The sequence below is a fragment of the Actinomyces sp. HPA0247 genome (assembly GCA_000411415.1).
Taxonomy (GTDB): domain Bacteria; phylum Actinomycetota; class Actinomycetes; order Actinomycetales; family Actinomycetaceae; genus Pauljensenia.
Window position 1 is genome coordinate 913,669 of the sequence record KE150450.1, and the last position, 14,814, is coordinate 928,482.

Consider the following 14,814-nt stretch of genomic DNA (forward strand, 5'->3'; position numbering starts at 1 on the left):
AATAAACAGGGGCGCGGACGCGCCACTCACCCCTATTGTGCTACAACGGGCTGTGATCTGCAGCCCACCGGCTCCCGTGACGTGCGCGACGGACAGGAAACCCCCAGGAAAAGATGCGACCATTGGTCTCATGAAAGCTATTCTTCACACCTCCGCTGGCGACATCACCGTCGAACTGTTCCCCAACCACGCCCCCAACACGGTCAACAACTTCGTGACCCTGGCCAAGGGCGAGCGCGAATGGGTCGACCCGAAGACCGGCCAGAAGACCTCCCGTCCCCTCTACGACGGCACCATCTTCCACCGCGTCATCCCCGGCTTCATGATCCAGGGCGGCGACCCCCTCGGCACCGGCACCGGCGGCCCCGGCTACCAGTTCAACGATGAGATCCACCCCGAGCTGAACTTCAACGACCCCTACCTGCTCGCCATGGCCAACGCCGGCAAGCGCATGGGCAAGGGCACCAACGGCTCCCAGTTCTTCATCACCGTGGCCCCCACCCCGTGGCTGCTCGGCAACCACACGATCTTCGGCAAGGTCGTCGACGAGGAGTCCAAGCGCGTCGTCGACGCCATCGCCACGACCCCCACGGGCCTCCAGGACCGCCCCGTGACGGAGCAGGTCATCAACTCCATCGAGATCGTCGACTGACCCTCTCCCCTCATCATCGACGAGGCCGGGGCCGCCCCCCGCTGCTGCGCGCAGTGACCGGGATGGCGCTCCCCGGCCTCGTCCCTTACCCCGCCGAAAGGGAAGCTATGAGCATGCCGAGCTACGGCCAACGCTCTGACCCGCGCGCCGCTCCCGAGTGCCCGCGCCACCCGGGCGTGCGCAGCGTCGACTACTGCAAGCGCTGCAACCGCCCCATGTGCGTGGACTGCGCGATCCCCACCGAGGTGCGCTCCATCTGCGTGGACTGCTCCTCCTCGAAGAAGGGGTGGATGCGTTCCCCGTCGCGCGCGGCCGCCGCTGGCGCGCCGGTCGTCACCTACGCGATGATGGCGATCTGCGTCCTCATGTACGCCCTCACATGGGTGTTGCCCTCTCTCATATCCTCGCTCGCCCTCGTGCCCGCGCAGCTGATGGCCCACCCGTGGACGATCCTCACGGGGGCTTTCCTGCACGGCGGCCTGTTGCACATCCTGTTCAACATGCTGTCCCTGTACTGGGTGGGACGCGCGATCGAGCCGGTGATGGGCTGGTGGCGCTTCCTCACCGTCTACCTGGTGAGCGCGCTGGGCGGCTCCGCTTTCATCCTCGCGTGGTGCCTGATCCAGCCCACCGAGATTTTCGTCAGCACGGTGGGCGCGTCCGCCGCCGTGTTTGGGCTCTTCGGCGCGGTGTTTGTCCTGCAGCGCCTGGGTGGGTCCGACACGACCGCGATCCTGACCCTGCTCGGCGTCAACCTCGTGTACGGCTTCGTGGTCAGCGGCATCTCCTGGCAGGGGCACATCGGCGGAGCGATCGCCGGCGTGGCCGCCACGTGGGTTTTGGTGCGCCTGGCACGCCCGCGCTCGGGCGTCACGGAGGCCGCGCAGAATCGCCGCCAGGCGCTCGCGGCCCTCGGCATGATCGCGGGCATGGTCGCGCTTTGCGCGCTCGCTTTCCGCGTCCTGTACGAGGTCTACGGCGCGTGACGCGTTCACGGCCGACAGGCGCGTCGCATCTAAGGATGGCCTAACATAGGGAGGGTCCGGCAAAGCATGCCGGGCCCTCCCTCATGCTTCCCACAGGAGAGACCATGACCAGCCCCTGGGACCTGTACGACCAGCTCATCGACGAGATCCCCGCCGACATCACCGTCACGGCGATCCACACCGACGGCAAGTGGCGTCGCGTCGCCTCCAGCGAAGACGGCGTCGGCATGGCCTTCGGCATGAACGTCCAGTCCCGCCCGCGCGCCACCGAGGACCCCTCCGACCTCGTCGGACGCCCTCTGCGTGACGTCGCGGCCCTCGCCAAGTCCTGGAACTTCGAAGACGCCGGCATCGGCATGGCCGCCGTCAACGCCTACCACTCCCACCCCGTGCGCGCCCTCGCCCACGGTTTCCGCCCCTGCAAGGAAAACAACTGGGCGCGCACGTTCCATCCCTACGCGCCCCTCGTCGCCGGCAAGCGCGTCGCCGTCATCGGACACTTCCCCTTCGCGGCCGCCGCCATGCCCGATGCCGCCGAGCTCACCATCCTCGAACGCAATGTCTTCGACGGCGACTACCCCGACTCCGCCTGCGAATACCTGCTCCCCGAGATGGACTACGTCTTCATCTCCGGATCCGCGTTCGTCAACAAAACCATGCCGCGCCTCCTTGCGCTCTCCTCCGACGCCCACACCGTCGTCCTCGGCCCCTCCGCCCCGGCCTCACCCGCGATCCTGCGAGCCGGCGCCACGACCGTCATGTCCTTCGCCAGCGCGCACCCCGCGCGCCTCGAAGACGGCCTCGCCGGACGCTCCCTCCTCGGCATGTACGACGCGGGCATGAGAGTCGAACTCACTCGCCCATAACCCGGCAGCTGCACTCGGGACCCGGCGACTCCGCTTCGACCCGACAGCCAGCCCCGGCCTCGTCGATAGACATCGATACGAACAGTGGGGCGCCCCGGCCGCAGCCGGAACGCCCCACACTCACGTTTTCGCGATACTGCCCGCGCTTAGCGCCAACGCAGCGTCATCAGGAAGCCCACCATCATCGTGCCCAAGCCCACCGCGATGTTCCACGCGCCCAGCTTCGGCACCGGGTACGTGCCCGACGAAATGTAGTAGACGACAACCCACAGCAGACCCAGAATCATCAGGGTCACGAAAGCGGGCGCCCACCAGGCCGGGCTCAGCGGAATACCGTCCGTCCAGTTCTGGATATCGGTATCGTCCTCAACCTCATGCCCATTCTTCTTACGCTTCTTGGATTCGGCCACGTCGGGTCCTCTCTGCTGGCCCGCGCGGGAAGAAAACCGCCCGGCGGTGATGAATTAGTCGCAACACTAGCGTAGTCTCGGACGTGGAAAGTGCCAAAGCGCAGCGCCACGGGAGGGGGAAAGATGCGCCCACGCAGCGTACGCCACATCGCCGGCGTCCTCGCCGTCACCGTCGCCTCCGGACTCCTGTTCTCCGTCTCCGCGCTCAACGAACGCAAAAACCCCGCCGCCACCTCCGACCTGACCACCCTCGTGCGTAACCGCCAGGAACAGGTCAAAACCCTCGACAACGAGGTGTCCGAGCTTGACGCGCAGGTCCAGAGCTTCTCCTCCGCCGACCCCCAATCCGGCGCCCCCGACGAAGACGCGTTCACCGCACGCTCCAACCGCCCCGTCTCCGGACCCGGCGTCCAAATCACCCTCTCCGACGCACCCCCCGGACAGATCCCCGAAGGCGCGACCCCCAACGACCTCGTCATCCACCAGCAGGACATCGAGGACACCATGAACGCCCTGTGGAGCGGCGGCGCCGAGGCCATGACCGTCCAAGGCGTGCGCGTCACCTCCCGCACCGTCATCCGCTGCATCGGCAACGTCATCCTCGTCGACGGCACCAGTTACTCGCCGCCCTATGTGATCCAAGCAATCGGTGATCCTGCCACCCTGCGCGCGACGGTTACTGCAAACCCACGTATGGTGAATTACCAGGTCTACGTGACAAAGTACGGCCTCGGGTGGGACATGCAGACCAAAGACTCCCTGAGCTTCGCGCCCGCCACCACCTCGCAGACAGTCAACTACGCAACCGTGGAGGAAACGAATGGGTGAACACGTCGCCCCAGCCTCGCCGACAAGCAAAAAGCGCTCCAACATCTTCTGGAACATCGTCGGTGTCATCGGCGAACTGCTCATCACCTTCGCGTTCATCGTCGGCCTCTTCTCCGTCTGGCAGCTGTACTGGACGACCTACGAAGTCTCCGGGCAGGTCTCCCAGACCATCGCCTCGTACGAAGATAGCCACCAGCCCGCCAAGCGCACCCTCGGCGAAGTCCGCACCGACGACCCGCCCGAGTTCACGCGCGAAGTCGGCGACGGCGAAGTCTACGGCCTCATCCACGTGCCCACCTGGGACTGGATGAAGATCCCCCTCGCCGAAGGCACCACCTCCTACGTCCTCGACCAGGGATGGGCCGGCCACTACGACATGACCACCCAGCCCGGCGGCGTCGGCAACTTCTCCGTCGCCGGACACCGCCGCACCTACGGCAACAACTTCCGCTGGATCGACCGCCTCACCCAGGGCGACAAGGTCGTCGTGGAAGTCGACGACCACTACCTCGTCTACTCCATGGTCTCCTCCGAGATCATCGACGCCACCGACCCCACGCAGATGCGCGTCGTCGCCCCCGTCATCGACGACCTCTCCTGGTCCGAAACACCCACCGAGCGCTGGATGACCATGACCACCTGCCACCCCGAATACGGCAACTGGCAGCGCTACATCGTCCACCTCAAGTTCGAATCCTGGACCCCCAAGGACACGGGCGTGCCCGCCGAACTCGTCGACGAACCCACGAACTGAAGGACCCCACATGTACGCATGGATCTTCCGCCACCTGCCCGGCCCCACCTGGTTCAAAGTCATCGAATCCCTGGCCCTCATCGGCGCTGCAGTCGCCGCCCTGTTCACCTGGGTCTACCCCTGGGTCCAGTCCTACCTGGAACTGGGACAGTCCTCCGTCGGCGGCGCCTGAGCCGCACGCTTCTGGAAGGGACGAGGCCGGGGCCACCCCGGCCTCGTGCTGTATCCACGGACGTCGGTTGGGCTTCTCCGCACGCGCCTGGGCGCTCGGAGAGCGGACAGCGCCCGCGCGCCCACTGGGGCAGCGCCCTACGATGGATGCCGGAGAAGGGGCCCCGGCCTCGTACATGAAAGGACCTGCGATGGCACGAATCCTCTGCGTCGACAACTATGACTCGTTCGTCTTCACGATCGTGGGCTACCTGCGCCACCTGGGCGCCGTCGTGGACGTTGTGCGTAACGATGTCGTCGATCCCGCATGGTTCGAGGCCGGCTACGACGGCGTCCTCATCTCCCCCGGACCCGGCGACCCCAAGAGCGCCGGCGCCTCCCTGCAGACCATCGCCGACTGCGCCGAGCGCAAGATCCCGATGCTGGGCGTGTGCCTGGGCCACCAGGCCCTGGGCGAGCTCTTCGGCGCGACTGTCGGGCATGCGCCCGAGCTCATGCACGGCAAGACCTCCGTCATCACCCACGACGGGCGCGGCGTGTTCGAGGGCGTGCCCTCGCCGCTAACCGTCACCCGCTACCACTCGCTGACTATCGACCCGGCGACCATGCCCGACGAGCTGGAGGTCTCCGCGAGCACCGAGTCCGGCATCATCATGGGCGTGCGCCACCGCTCCCTGCCCCTCGAGGGCGTCCAGTTCCACCCCGAGTCCGTCATGACCCAGTCCGGGCATCTCATGTTCGCCAACTGGCTGGCCGCCTGCGGCGACGCCGACGCGCGTGAGCGTGCCGTGTCCCTCAAGCCCGTCGTCGCGGAGCGCTTCAAGCTGTAGATTTCGCGTTTCGTTCCGTGGGGGCGCGGGGGTTTTTCTCTACACGAAGCCCTTTAGCGGCGTGTCGTCGGCGTGTCGCACCCTCATGTAGCGAAAATCCCCCTGCCGAGGTGTGGTGGTCCAACACGAGCTGTTCACCCGCACGGTAACCCTTGATTCTGCGCGCGAACCCCTTGATACGCACGTAAACCCCTAGATATGCGCGTGGGCGGCGCTGCCCACACGCATATCATCGGGCCCACGCGCGAATTATCGGGCCCACGTGCGCCTTCAGAGGCCTGCACAGTGGCATTAAATCGACCCAGCTGGGTGTTGTCGGCCATGAGACCGCGAAAGTCCTTGTTAGTTGGTGGCGTGACACCACTTAGGGAGCACGACACCCCTTCCGAGCTGGTGCAATGCTCCCTAAGTGGTGCAATGCTCCCTTACTGGTGTAGCGCGTTGTGATTGCAGGTGGACGGGTCAGCTATGGTGCCGCAGATCTGCTTGTGGGTGCATGCATGCGGATAGGTTACGAGCATCCGGATAGGTTATGCGCATGCGGATAGCTTATTAACCTATCCGGATGCCGATAACCTATCCACATCGTCACAACCTATCCGCGTGAGGCGCCTGTTTTCTGACGGGTCCGCGTGTTGAGCCCACGTCGCAGCGCAGCACCTGCCTACAGAGCTGGTTATCTGGCAGGCGCGCGTTGTGGAGGACACGCTTCCACCGTGAAGAGGCGGGCGCACCGGTCTCTGCTAGCAGTGCGTTGTCGAGGCTACCCGCGCCCCCGCGCCCCCGCGCCCCTCGCATGCCCGCGCCCCCGCGCATACAGTGAGGCCCGCGCTCGCCAGGAGAAATCCTGCGGCGCGGGCCTCATCAATCGGCGGGTTAGCCGCCAGCCGGGTCAGCCGCTAACCGGGGCCAGCCGCTCACCCGATCAGTTACTCACCCGATCAGTGACCGACCGGCTCGACACCGTCACGCGGTGCCGACCCGACTCACAAGAGCCTCAGTGGCCGTTCCCGTTGTTGCCGTTATTGTTCCCGTTGTTGCCGTTCTGGGTGCCCTTCGCGACCTTCAGCTTCACGGTCGAGTTCTTGTCGACCTTCGAGCCCACGCCGGGCTCGACGGACAGGACCTGGCCGGCGGGCTGGTTGCCCGAGACTTCTTCGACGGTGACGTTCAGGCCGAGAGCCTTGAGCTGCGCCTCGGCGTCATCACGGCCGATGCCGACGACGGAGGGGATCTCCACCTGGGCGGCCTTACCGTTCGACACGGACACACCGACGGTGGAGCCCTTCTTGACCTTCGTGCCGGTGGCCGGGTCCTGATCGACGATGCGATCCTTGTCCTTCTCGGAGTCGACGCTCGTCACGTTACCGAGTTCCAGGCCGACGGCCTTCAGGGCGCTGCGCGCCTGGTCCTGGCTCATGCCGGACAGGTCCGGAACATCGACCTGGTCAGAGCCGGAGGACAGGTAGGCGCGGATCGTCTGGCCGGCCTTCACCTTCGAACCGGGGGAGGGGTTGGTCTGCGCGACCTTGCCCTCGGGGACGGTGTCGGAGGCAACCTTGCTGTTGTCGAGCTCCCACTTCAAGCCCAGTGCCTCGATCGCCTTGCGTGCGTCGTCAGGGCTCATGCCGACCAGGTTGTCCGGCAGGGTCACGGAATCGGGGCCGGAGGAGATGGTGACGCGCACGGTCGCGCCCTTCTCGGCCTGCGTGCCGGCGGTCGGATCAGTGGAGGCGACGGACCCCTCGGCCACGGTGTCGGAGGCGACCTTGTCGGGGTTGAGCTCCCACGTGAAGCCTGCCTGCTCGATCTGGCTCTTCGCTTCGGCCTGCGTCAGGCCGACAACGTTGGGGACCGTGATCGTCTCGGCTTGTGCGGCGCCGCGCGTGAGGGCCCACACCGAGCCGCCGATGAGCAGCAGGGCGATGACCACGAGGGTCGCGATGATCGCCGTCCGGCGCTTGCGGGACTTTGCGACGTCGTCATCCGCGTCCGCGGTGGCCACCGGGGGCAGCGACGTGGAGGTCGCGGCCATGGCCGGGGCGGGGGTGCGGTTGGCGACGGGCGCCATCGGCATGGTCGCGGCGGTCTGGGCGCTTGCGACGCCAGCGGCGGGTAGCACCTCGGTGGCCCACGAGTCCGCGGGCGGTGCGCCCACGTCGAGGCCTCGGGCGACGCGCTGCAGGTCCGCGAGCATCGCGGCCGCGCTCGGGTAGCGGTCCTCGCGGTTCTTCGCCAGGGCCTTGAGTACCACGCGGTCGAGGGAGTCCGGGATGTCGGACAGGATCGACGAGGGCGTGGGCGGGATCTGCTCAACGTGCTGGTAGGCGACGGCGACGGCGGAGTCGCCCTTGAAGGGCGGGCGGCCGGTCAGCAGCTCGAAGAGCACGACGCCTGTCGAATACAGGTCGGAACGAGCGTCCACGGCCTCGCCTCGTGCCTGCTCGGGGGAGAGGTACTGGGCGGTGCCGACGACGGCGTTCGTCTGCGTCATGGTGGCCTGCGAGTCGGTCAGGGCGCGGGCGATGCCGAAGTCCATGACCTTGACCTTGCCGTCCGACGTCAGCATGATGTTGCCGGGCTTAATGTCGCGGTGCACCAGGTGGTTCGCGTGCGAGTACTGGAGGGCGGACAGGACGCCGGACACGATCTCGATGGCCTCGTTGATCGGCACGGCCGTGCCGTCGGAGATGAGGTCCTTGACCGTGTGCCCCTCCACGTACTCCATGACGATGTAGGGCACCGCGATCGAGCGGCCGGACGCGTCTTCGATGATTTCCTCGCCGGTGTCGTAGACGGCGACGATGTTCGGGTGATTCAGCGACGCCGCTGACTGCGCTTCGCGGCGGAAGCGCGCCTGGAAGATCGAATCCTGTGCCAGGTCGCGTCGCAGCATCTTGATGGCGACGACGCGCGACAGACGAGTGTCGAAGCCCAGGTGGACCTCGGCCATGCCGCCTCGCCCGATGAGCGAGCGGACCTCGTATCGGCCAGCTAGACGGTGGGCCATGGGCTCTGCCATGTCCTAACCTCCTCGATAATGTGTGCTCCCGCACTTGGATGAATCAGGGAGCCAAGCATGTGTTTGATCGTAATAGCTGTGAGCGCGATGAGCCCAATCACGATGATTGCGACGATGACCGCGCGAATAATCTGCCTGGATGCTGGGACGGGTGGTGCGACCACGCTGCGCGAATAGGCGGTTTTGGCCGGCGGCCGGGTCCTGTCTGCCGATCGGGCGTCGAGGTCGTGCCAGCGCGGTCCGCGCGTGGTCTTCTCGGGTCGAGGCTCGAACACGGATCGGCGTGGGCGAGACGACGGCTTGGTGGCCCGAGGCTGGGGGACAGTGCCGTACACGCGCGGCGTTCCACCGTTCGTGGGGCGCGCCGACGAGGCCGTGGCTGCCTTCTGGCGGCGGGGCTGCTCGGTACGGGTCGGCTGGGGGATGGCGGGGGCGCTGCGTTGGGCGGCCTTGCGCTGTGCCTGTTCGGCTTCGCGGCGTTCGCGGGCTTCGCGCAGTTCGCGTTGGCGCTGTTCCTCTTCGCGTGCGACGCGTTCGCGGCGCTGCGCCTCGGCGGCGTCCTCGGCCTGACGGGTGGCTGCGCGTTCACGCAGGCGCTGCGCGAGGGCGGCTCGGCGGTCATCGGAGGCCGGGGAGGCCTGGTCGGATCCAGGCGTGGTGGGCGGTGCGGGAATCGCGGCCTGGGGGCGCTGTGCGCTCTCGCTGGGCTGAGGGGCCTGCTCGGCACGCGTGGGTACCGCGTGCCGCGGCGCCGAGGCCGACGTCGGCTTGGTGGCGGGCGCAGATGCCGGGGTAGAGGGAGCGGCGGGTGCCGTGGTGGTGGAGCTGGTCGGAGTTGGCGCCGAGGCGGGTGCCTGAGGGGCGCTCGGAGGGGCCGGGACTGCCGCGTGGCGCCCGGTCGAGGTCAGCGAGCGGACGGCACCGGAGACTGCCGGTGCATGCTCTCCGGTGGTCTCGGGGTGCAGGCGACGAACCCGGGTGGGCGCGGACACGGGGCGTGCGGTCGGAAGGACCTCGGCCTCGTCGAGGATGCGCGGAACCGACGCGTGGCGGCCCGTGATGGGAATCGCCGAGGAGGAGGGCGCGATCGTGGTCGCCTCGTCCAGGACGGGGACGGCGGCGTGGCGGCCGGTCGTGGTGCGCACCTTGGGGGTCAGGCCCGAGGGAGGCTGGAGCATGTCCTCGGGGAGCGTGCGACGCGTGAGGTGGCGTACGGGCGCGACGATCGGCACGGAGGGCTGGACGGGCGTGCGGATCTCGGCCGGGCGCTGTGCGGCCTTTGGCAGGGGGAGAGGCCGGGGAGTGACGGAGATCCCCATGGCCTTGGCGGCCGCGGCGATCTCGCGCACGGCGGCAGAGCCAGATTCGGGGCGCTTCGCGGGGTCCTTCTCCAGCAGGTGCAAGATGACGTCGGCGAGCGGCTCGGGGACGAAATCCGGGAGCGGGGGCACCGGGTCGTTGACGTGCGAGAACGCGATGTCCACCTGCGTTTCGCCGGTGAAGGGGCGGCGCCCGGCCGCGGCCTCGTAGGCGATGACGCCGAGGGCATACAGGTCGCCGATGGGGGTGGCGATCTCGCCCATGGCCTGCTCGGGCGGCAGGTACTGGGCGGTGCCCATGACCATGCCCGCGGCCGTCAGGTTCACCTGGCCGGTGGCGCGCGAGATACCGAAGTCCGTCAGTTTCACCATGCCGTCAGGGCGAACAAGGATGTTCGCGGGCTTGATGTCGCGGTGCACGACGCCAGCGCGCGCGGCGGCGCCCAGGGCCATCGCGACCTGCACGAGGATCGGCATGAGGTACTCGGGCTCGATGCGCGAGCCGCCGCGCAGGTAGTCCGTCAGCGGGTAGCCGTCGACGAGCTCCATGATGATCCAGCCGATACCGTCCTCCTGGCCCGAATCCTGCGTGTTCGCGATATTCGGGTGGGAAATCGACATCGAGTTGCGGGCCTCGAGGCGCAGGCGCGACAGGGAGAGCTCCTCGCCCGCCAGCTCGGGGCGCAGGACCTTCGCGGCGACGATGTGCCCGCTGACCCGGTCTCGGGCTTTCCACACCTCGCCCATGCCGCCCTGTGCGATCGGGGTGAGCAGCGTGTAGCGCCCGCCGAGCACTCGCCCGGCGCCGGATGTCATGCGTGGCGCGCTCACTTGAGCCCCGCTTCCAGGACAGCGCGAGCGATTGGGCCGGCCACGTCGCCACCGTGCGGGGTGGGGTTGGTGTCGTCGCCCTCGACGAGGACCGCGAAAGCGATCTGCGGGTTGTCGGCGGGCGCAAAGCCGATGGCCCACGCGTTCGCGCGGTTGCCTTCACCGGTCTCAGCGGTGCCGGTCTTGGCGGCGACGGCCACGTTCGGCAGCGCCATCGTCGTGCCGGTGCCGTAGGGCTGGGAAACGACGGCTTCCATCATGGCGCGCAGCTTCGAGGCCGTCTCCGCGGAAATCGGGCGGCCGCCGTCGGTCGGGCTGTTCGTGCGCACGACCTGGTTGTCGGCGTCCACGATCGAGTCGATGAGGTACGGGGTCATCATCTGGCCCTGGTTAGCGACGGTCTGGGCGATCTGGGCCATCTGCAGGGGCGTCGTCTGGACCGTGTACTGGCCGATCGAACTCATCGCGAGCTGCGCGGCGTCGGCGTCGGAGGGGAAGACCGAGGGGGTCACCGTCAGCGGGATCTGCGACTCGCGGCCGAAACCGAATCGGTTCGTCACGTCGATGAGCTGCTGGCTCGTCAGCTGCTCGGAGGCGAGCACGAAGGTCGTGTTGCACGAGCGGGCGAAGGCCTCGGTCAGCGTCGGGTTGCCGTCACCGCAGGTCGAGGACTCAATGTTGGACACCTCGGTCGCGGTGCCGGGCAGGGTCGTGGACACCGGCGACGGCATGCGCGTGTCCGGCTCGGCGACGCCGTTTTCGATGAGGGCGATCGTCGTGAGGACCTTGAAGGTGGAACCGGGCGCGTAGCGCTGCGAGATCGCGCGGTTGAGCAGCGGATTATTCGGGTCCGAGGAGAGCGCCGAGAACGCGTCCGACACAGCGTTCGCGTCGGAGGAGGCAAGCTGGTTCGGATCGAACGTCGGCGCCGAGTACATCGCGAGGACCGCGCCGGTCTTCGCATCGAGAGCCACGACGGCGCCCTTGCGGTTCCCGAGAGCCTCGGCGGCGGCCTTCTGCATCTGCGAGTTCAGGGTGAGTTCCACGCCGCCGCCCTGGCGGTTCTGGCCGGTCAGGAGGTTACGCAGGCGCTGGCCGAGCAGCGTCTGCGACTGGCCGTCCAGGACGTCCTCCTCGGCGGCCTCGATACCCGTCGACGCGTTTCCTACGGACGAGAAATAGCCCGTGACCGGCGCATACAGCGGACCCTCGGCGTAGGAGCGCACGTAACGCTTGGAGTCCTGTTCGCGCTCGGACGAGGCGATGGCCGTCTTGTCGACGATGATCGGGCCGCGGTCGGTTTCCGCGGCGTGCAGGATCGTGCGCTGGTTGCGCGCGTCGGCGTTGAGCGAAGACGCGGAGATGAACTGCGTATTCGTCACGCCCACGCCCAGCAGGGCGAACATGATGAGGACGATGATGAAGATCTTGCGGATCTGGTTGTTCACGGTTTACTCACCCACTCCCACGGCTGGCTGGATGCCGGAATTCCACGGTGCGGGGGTCGAGGCCGGGCGGCGAGCAGCGTCGGATACGCGGATCAGCAGGGCGACGGTGATCCACGAGGACACCATCGACGAGCCGCCGGCCGCCAGGAACGGGGCCGTCAGGCCGGTCAGCGGGATGATGCGCGTGATGCCGCCGAGCACCACGAACAGCTGGATGGCCAGCGAGAAGCTCAGGCCGGTGGCCAGGAGCTTGCCGAAGCCGTCACGCACCGTCAGCGCCGCGCGCAGGCCTCGCTGGATGAGGATCAGGTACAGGACGAGGATCGCGGCCATGCCGGTCAAGCCCAGTTCCTCCGCGAAGGAGGAGAGGATGAAGTCGGAGTTCGCCAGCGGCACGAGCTGCGGGTAGCCGCGGCCCCAGCCGGTGCCCATGAGGCCGCCGGAAGCCTGTCCGAACAGGCCCTGGACGAGCTGATAGGACCCCTGGTTGTAGATGTCGGGATCGAGGGCGTTGAGCCAGATGTTGAAGCGCGTCTGCACGTGGGCGAAGGACTTGACCGCCACGAGGACCGCGGGCACGAACAGAGCAAAGCCGATGACCAGCCACGACACGCGGTTCGTGGCGACGTACAGCATCGCGACGAAAAGGCCGAAGAACAACAGCGAGGTACCCAGGTCGCGCTGCAAGACGAGGATCGCGATGCCGATCAGCCACACGACCATGATCGGGCCGAGGTCGCGGGCGCGCGGCAGGCGCATGCCGAGGAACTTGCGGCCGCCGATCGCCAGGTTGTCGCGGTTCGTTACGAGGTATCCGGCGAAGAAGATCGCCAGCGTGATCTTCACGAGCTCGCCGGGCTGAACGGAGATGGGACCCAGGTGGATCCACACGCGCGCGCCGAAGGTCTCCTGGCCCAGGCCCGGGATCATGGGCAGGAGCAGCAGGAACAGTGAGAGTGCGCCGAAGGTGTAGGTGTAGCGGCGCAGCATGCGGTGGTCGCGCAGCGTGATCAAAATGACCGCCGCGATAACGATCGCGATGCCCACGAAGAGGGCCTGGCGGAAACCAACCACGGCCTCGTCCCTGCGGGCATACGACAGGTCGAGGCGGTAGATCATCGCCAGCCCCAGGCCCGTCAGCGCCACCGCGACCGGCAGGATCACGGGGTCAGCGTAGGGCGCCAGGAAGTGCACGCCGACCTCGGCGATGATGGCGATGGCCACCAGGACGCCGACCTGCGTGAGCAGGTTCGCGGGGATCTCCCCCGTGTAGTTCAGCGACGTCAGCACGTAGCCGACGATGCCGACGGCCAGGGCCAACCCCATGAGGGTCAGCTCCAGGAATCGGCGAGGCCGGGCCGGCGCGATCGATACGGTAGCCATTAGGAGGCGCCCCCGCTCTGCGTCCCGGACTGGGAAGCGCCGGATTGGGACGTCCCCGACTGAGGCGTCGACGACGAGGACGAGGAGGACGACGAGGCCGCGTTCTCGGCCGCGGAGCGCTTGAGGCCCTCGATGTAGGAGTCAATGTCGGCGCGCGAGGAACGCAGGACCGGCGTGTCGAGGCGCTGGCGATCGACGGGTGCCAGGTCGGCGAGGGACACGCTCGAGACCTCGACCGCGTGCGAGAGCTGCCACGGGCCGATCGACTGGGGGATGCCCTGGTAGATGACGACGTAGCCGTCCTGGCCGATCGCGTAGTACTGGGTTTGCGTCCACTTCCACGACATCCACGAGGCCGCGACGACGAGGACCGTCACCAGCGAGATGAACACGGGGGTCCACCAGGAGGAGCGGGGCTTGAGCTCGATGGGGGCCTCGTCCTCGTCGGTGGGGGTGCCCGAGGACGAGGAACCCAGGGCAGCCGCGCGGGCTGCCGCGCCTTCGCCTCCGCGGGACTTAGCGTTGCGGTCGATGGCCGCGGCGCCCACGATCTGCGGGGGAGCGGGCGGGAACGTGCCGGCGGGGACGATGTCCGCGATGACGCACGTGATGTTGTCGGGGCCGCCACCCAGGAGCGCCAGGCGGATCAGCTCTTCGGCGCACTCGCCCGGATCCTTGATGTCGGCCATGACCTGGCCGATCGTCTCGGGGGAGACGAGGCCGGAGAGGCCGTCGGAGCACAGCATCCAGCGGTCGCCGACGACGGCCTCGCGGATGGTTTCGTCGGGGGCGACGTCGGCCTGCGCGTCGCCGAGGATCTTCAGGACGACGTTGCGGTTGGGGTGGTGCTCGGCTTCCTCGGGCGTGATCTGGCCGGTGTCGACCAGGTATTGCACGAAGGAGTGGTCGGTTGTGACCTGCGTGAGCGTGTCGCCGCGCAGCACGTAGGCGCGCGAGTCGCCGATGTGGACCATGGCGAGGCGGTTGCCGCTGCGCATGAGCGCGATGCAGGTGGTGCCCAGGCCTTCGAGGTCGCGGTCGCGGCTCGAGCGGTCGGTGAGCTCCTCGTGCGCGTCGAGGAGTGCCTCGCGCAGGAGGGGGAGCATCGAGTCGGCCGGGTGGGAGTCCGTGTCGAGGGGGACGAGGTGCGCGAGGGCCACGGAGGAGGCGATGTCGCCGCCTGCGGGGCCGCCCATGCCGTCGGCGAGGACGAGGAGGTTCGCGCCGGCGTAGCCCGAATCCTGGTTGTTGGAACGGACGAGGCCCACGTCGGAGCGGGCAGCGTAGTGGAATTGAACCGCGTTTCCTGACATA

13 protein-coding genes are annotated in these 14,814 nt (G+C 67.8%); 7 read left to right on the plus strand and 6 right to left on the minus strand.

Annotated features, from left to right (window positions below; translation table 11 throughout):
• Positions 1-130 precede the first annotated feature (130 nt).
• The 3 genes from HMPREF1478_RS03715 to HMPREF1478_RS03725 all read left to right on the plus strand — a co-directional run bounded on the left by HMPREF1478_RS03715 (position 131) and on the right by HMPREF1478_RS03725 (position 2,504).
• Complete coding sequence (locus tag HMPREF1478_RS03715; protein WP_016460748.1) at positions 131-652, plus strand: peptidylprolyl isomerase; 522 nt, start codon at positions 131-133, stop codon at positions 650-652.
• 107 nt (positions 653-759) lie between these two features.
• The gene (locus HMPREF1478_RS03720; protein WP_034474885.1) at positions 760-1,638 is read left to right on the plus strand and encodes a rhomboid family intramembrane serine protease; all 879 of its coding nucleotides are present in this window, start codon (positions 760-762) and stop codon (positions 1,636-1,638) included.
• 104 nt (positions 1,639-1,742) lie between these two features.
• A complete protein-coding gene (locus HMPREF1478_RS03725) occupies positions 1,743-2,504 on the plus strand; it encodes a Rossmann-like domain-containing protein (protein ID WP_016460750.1) in 762 nt (253 codons plus the stop codon).
• 146 nt (positions 2,505-2,650) lie between these two features.
• Here HMPREF1478_RS03725 and HMPREF1478_RS03730 read toward each other — a convergent pair whose 3' ends face one another.
• Positions 2,651-2,914, minus strand: a complete 264-nt coding sequence (locus HMPREF1478_RS03730; protein ID WP_016460751.1) for a cell division protein CrgA — start codon at positions 2,912-2,914, stop codon at positions 2,651-2,653.
• A 123-nt stretch (positions 2,915-3,037) separates the two neighbouring features.
• On the opposite strand from HMPREF1478_RS03730, the gene HMPREF1478_RS03735 reads away from it, so the two are divergent.
• From HMPREF1478_RS03735 to HMPREF1478_RS03750, 4 genes are all read left to right on the plus strand, one after another.
• Positions 3,038-3,742 (plus strand): DUF881 domain-containing protein, encoded by a 705-nt coding sequence (locus HMPREF1478_RS03735; protein WP_016460752.1) that lies wholly within the window; start codon positions 3,038-3,040, stop codon positions 3,740-3,742.
• A complete protein-coding gene (locus HMPREF1478_RS03740; protein ID WP_016460753.1) occupies positions 3,735-4,496 on the plus strand; it encodes a class E sortase in 762 nt (253 codons plus the stop codon). Before HMPREF1478_RS03735 ends, HMPREF1478_RS03740 begins: the two co-directional genes overlap by 8 nt.
• 10 nt (positions 4,497-4,506) lie before the next feature.
• Positions 4,507-4,668, plus strand: coding sequence for a hypothetical protein (locus tag HMPREF1478_RS10700; protein WP_003791609.1), 162 nt, complete (start codon positions 4,507-4,509; stop codon positions 4,666-4,668).
• 142 nt (positions 4,669-4,810) lie between these two features.
• Positions 4,811-5,497 carry a glutamine amidotransferase-related protein gene (locus HMPREF1478_RS03750; RefSeq protein ID WP_198008381.1) on the plus strand — a complete coding sequence of 229 codons (687 nt, stop codon included), beginning with the start codon at positions 4,811-4,813 and terminating at the stop codon, positions 5,495-5,497.
• 997 nt (positions 5,498-6,494) lie between these two features.
• Here HMPREF1478_RS03750 and pknB read toward each other — a convergent pair.
• From pknB to HMPREF1478_RS03775, 5 genes are read right to left on the minus strand one after another with little or no spacing between them, the layout of a single operon-like run.
• Complete coding sequence (pknB, locus tag HMPREF1478_RS03755; RefSeq protein ID WP_016460755.1) at positions 6,495-8,519, minus strand: Stk1 family PASTA domain-containing Ser/Thr kinase; 2,025 nt, start codon at positions 8,517-8,519, stop codon at positions 6,495-6,497.
• Positions 8,492-10,654: a serine/threonine-protein kinase gene (locus tag HMPREF1478_RS03760; protein WP_016460756.1), complete on the minus strand. Its 2,163-nt coding sequence runs from the start codon at positions 10,652-10,654 to the stop codon at positions 8,492-8,494. Before HMPREF1478_RS03760 ends, pknB begins: the two co-directional genes overlap by 28 nt.
• 11 nt (positions 10,655-10,665) lie before the next feature.
• Entirely contained in the window at positions 10,666-12,117 is a 1,452-nt protein-coding gene (locus HMPREF1478_RS03765; protein ID WP_016460757.1) for a peptidoglycan D,D-transpeptidase FtsI family protein, read from the minus strand.
• Between the two features lie 3 nt (positions 12,118-12,120).
• Positions 12,121-13,500, minus strand: coding sequence for an FtsW/RodA/SpoVE family cell cycle protein (locus tag HMPREF1478_RS03770; RefSeq protein WP_016460758.1), 1,380 nt, complete (start codon positions 13,498-13,500; stop codon positions 12,121-12,123).
• On the minus strand, positions 13,500-14,813 hold the full coding sequence (locus HMPREF1478_RS03775) for a PP2C family protein-serine/threonine phosphatase (protein ID WP_016460759.1): 1,314 nt from the start codon (positions 14,811-14,813) through the stop codon (positions 13,500-13,502). The genes HMPREF1478_RS03770 and HMPREF1478_RS03775 overlap by 1 nt, the downstream gene beginning before the upstream one ends.
• Position 14,814: the final 1 nt, after the last annotated feature.

Coding starts and splice junctions, on each gene's coding strand:
- HMPREF1478_RS03715 (WP_016460748.1), top strand. CDS start 131: ATGAAAGCTATTCTTCACACCTCCGCTGGCGACATCACCGTCGAACTG.
- HMPREF1478_RS03720 (WP_034474885.1), top strand. CDS start 760: ATGAGCATGCCGAGCTACGGCCAACGCTCTGACCCGCGCGCCGCTCCC.
- HMPREF1478_RS03725 (WP_016460750.1), top strand. CDS start 1,743: ATGACCAGCCCCTGGGACCTGTACGACCAGCTCATCGACGAGATCCCC.
- HMPREF1478_RS03735 (WP_016460752.1), top strand. CDS start 3,038: ATGCGCCCACGCAGCGTACGCCACATCGCCGGCGTCCTCGCCGTCACC.
- HMPREF1478_RS03740 (WP_016460753.1), top strand. CDS start 3,735: ATGGGTGAACACGTCGCCCCAGCCTCGCCGACAAGCAAAAAGCGCTCC.
- HMPREF1478_RS10700 (WP_003791609.1), top strand. CDS start 4,507: ATGTACGCATGGATCTTCCGCCACCTGCCCGGCCCCACCTGGTTCAAA.
- HMPREF1478_RS03750 (WP_198008381.1), top strand. CDS start 4,811: ATGGATGCCGGAGAAGGGGCCCCGGCCTCGTACATGAAAGGACCTGCG.
- pknB (WP_016460755.1), bottom strand. CDS start 8,519: ATGGCAGAGCCCATGGCCCACCGTCTAGCTGGCCGATACGAGGTCCGC.
- HMPREF1478_RS03760 (WP_016460756.1), bottom strand. CDS start 10,654: ATGACATCCGGCGCCGGGCGAGTGCTCGGCGGGCGCTACACGCTGCTC.
- HMPREF1478_RS03770 (WP_016460758.1), bottom strand. CDS start 13,500: ATGGCTACCGTATCGATCGCGCCGGCCCGGCCTCGCCGATTCCTGGAG.
- HMPREF1478_RS03775 (WP_016460759.1), bottom strand. CDS start 14,813: ATGTCAGGAAACGCGGTTCAATTCCACTACGCTGCCCGCTCCGACGTG.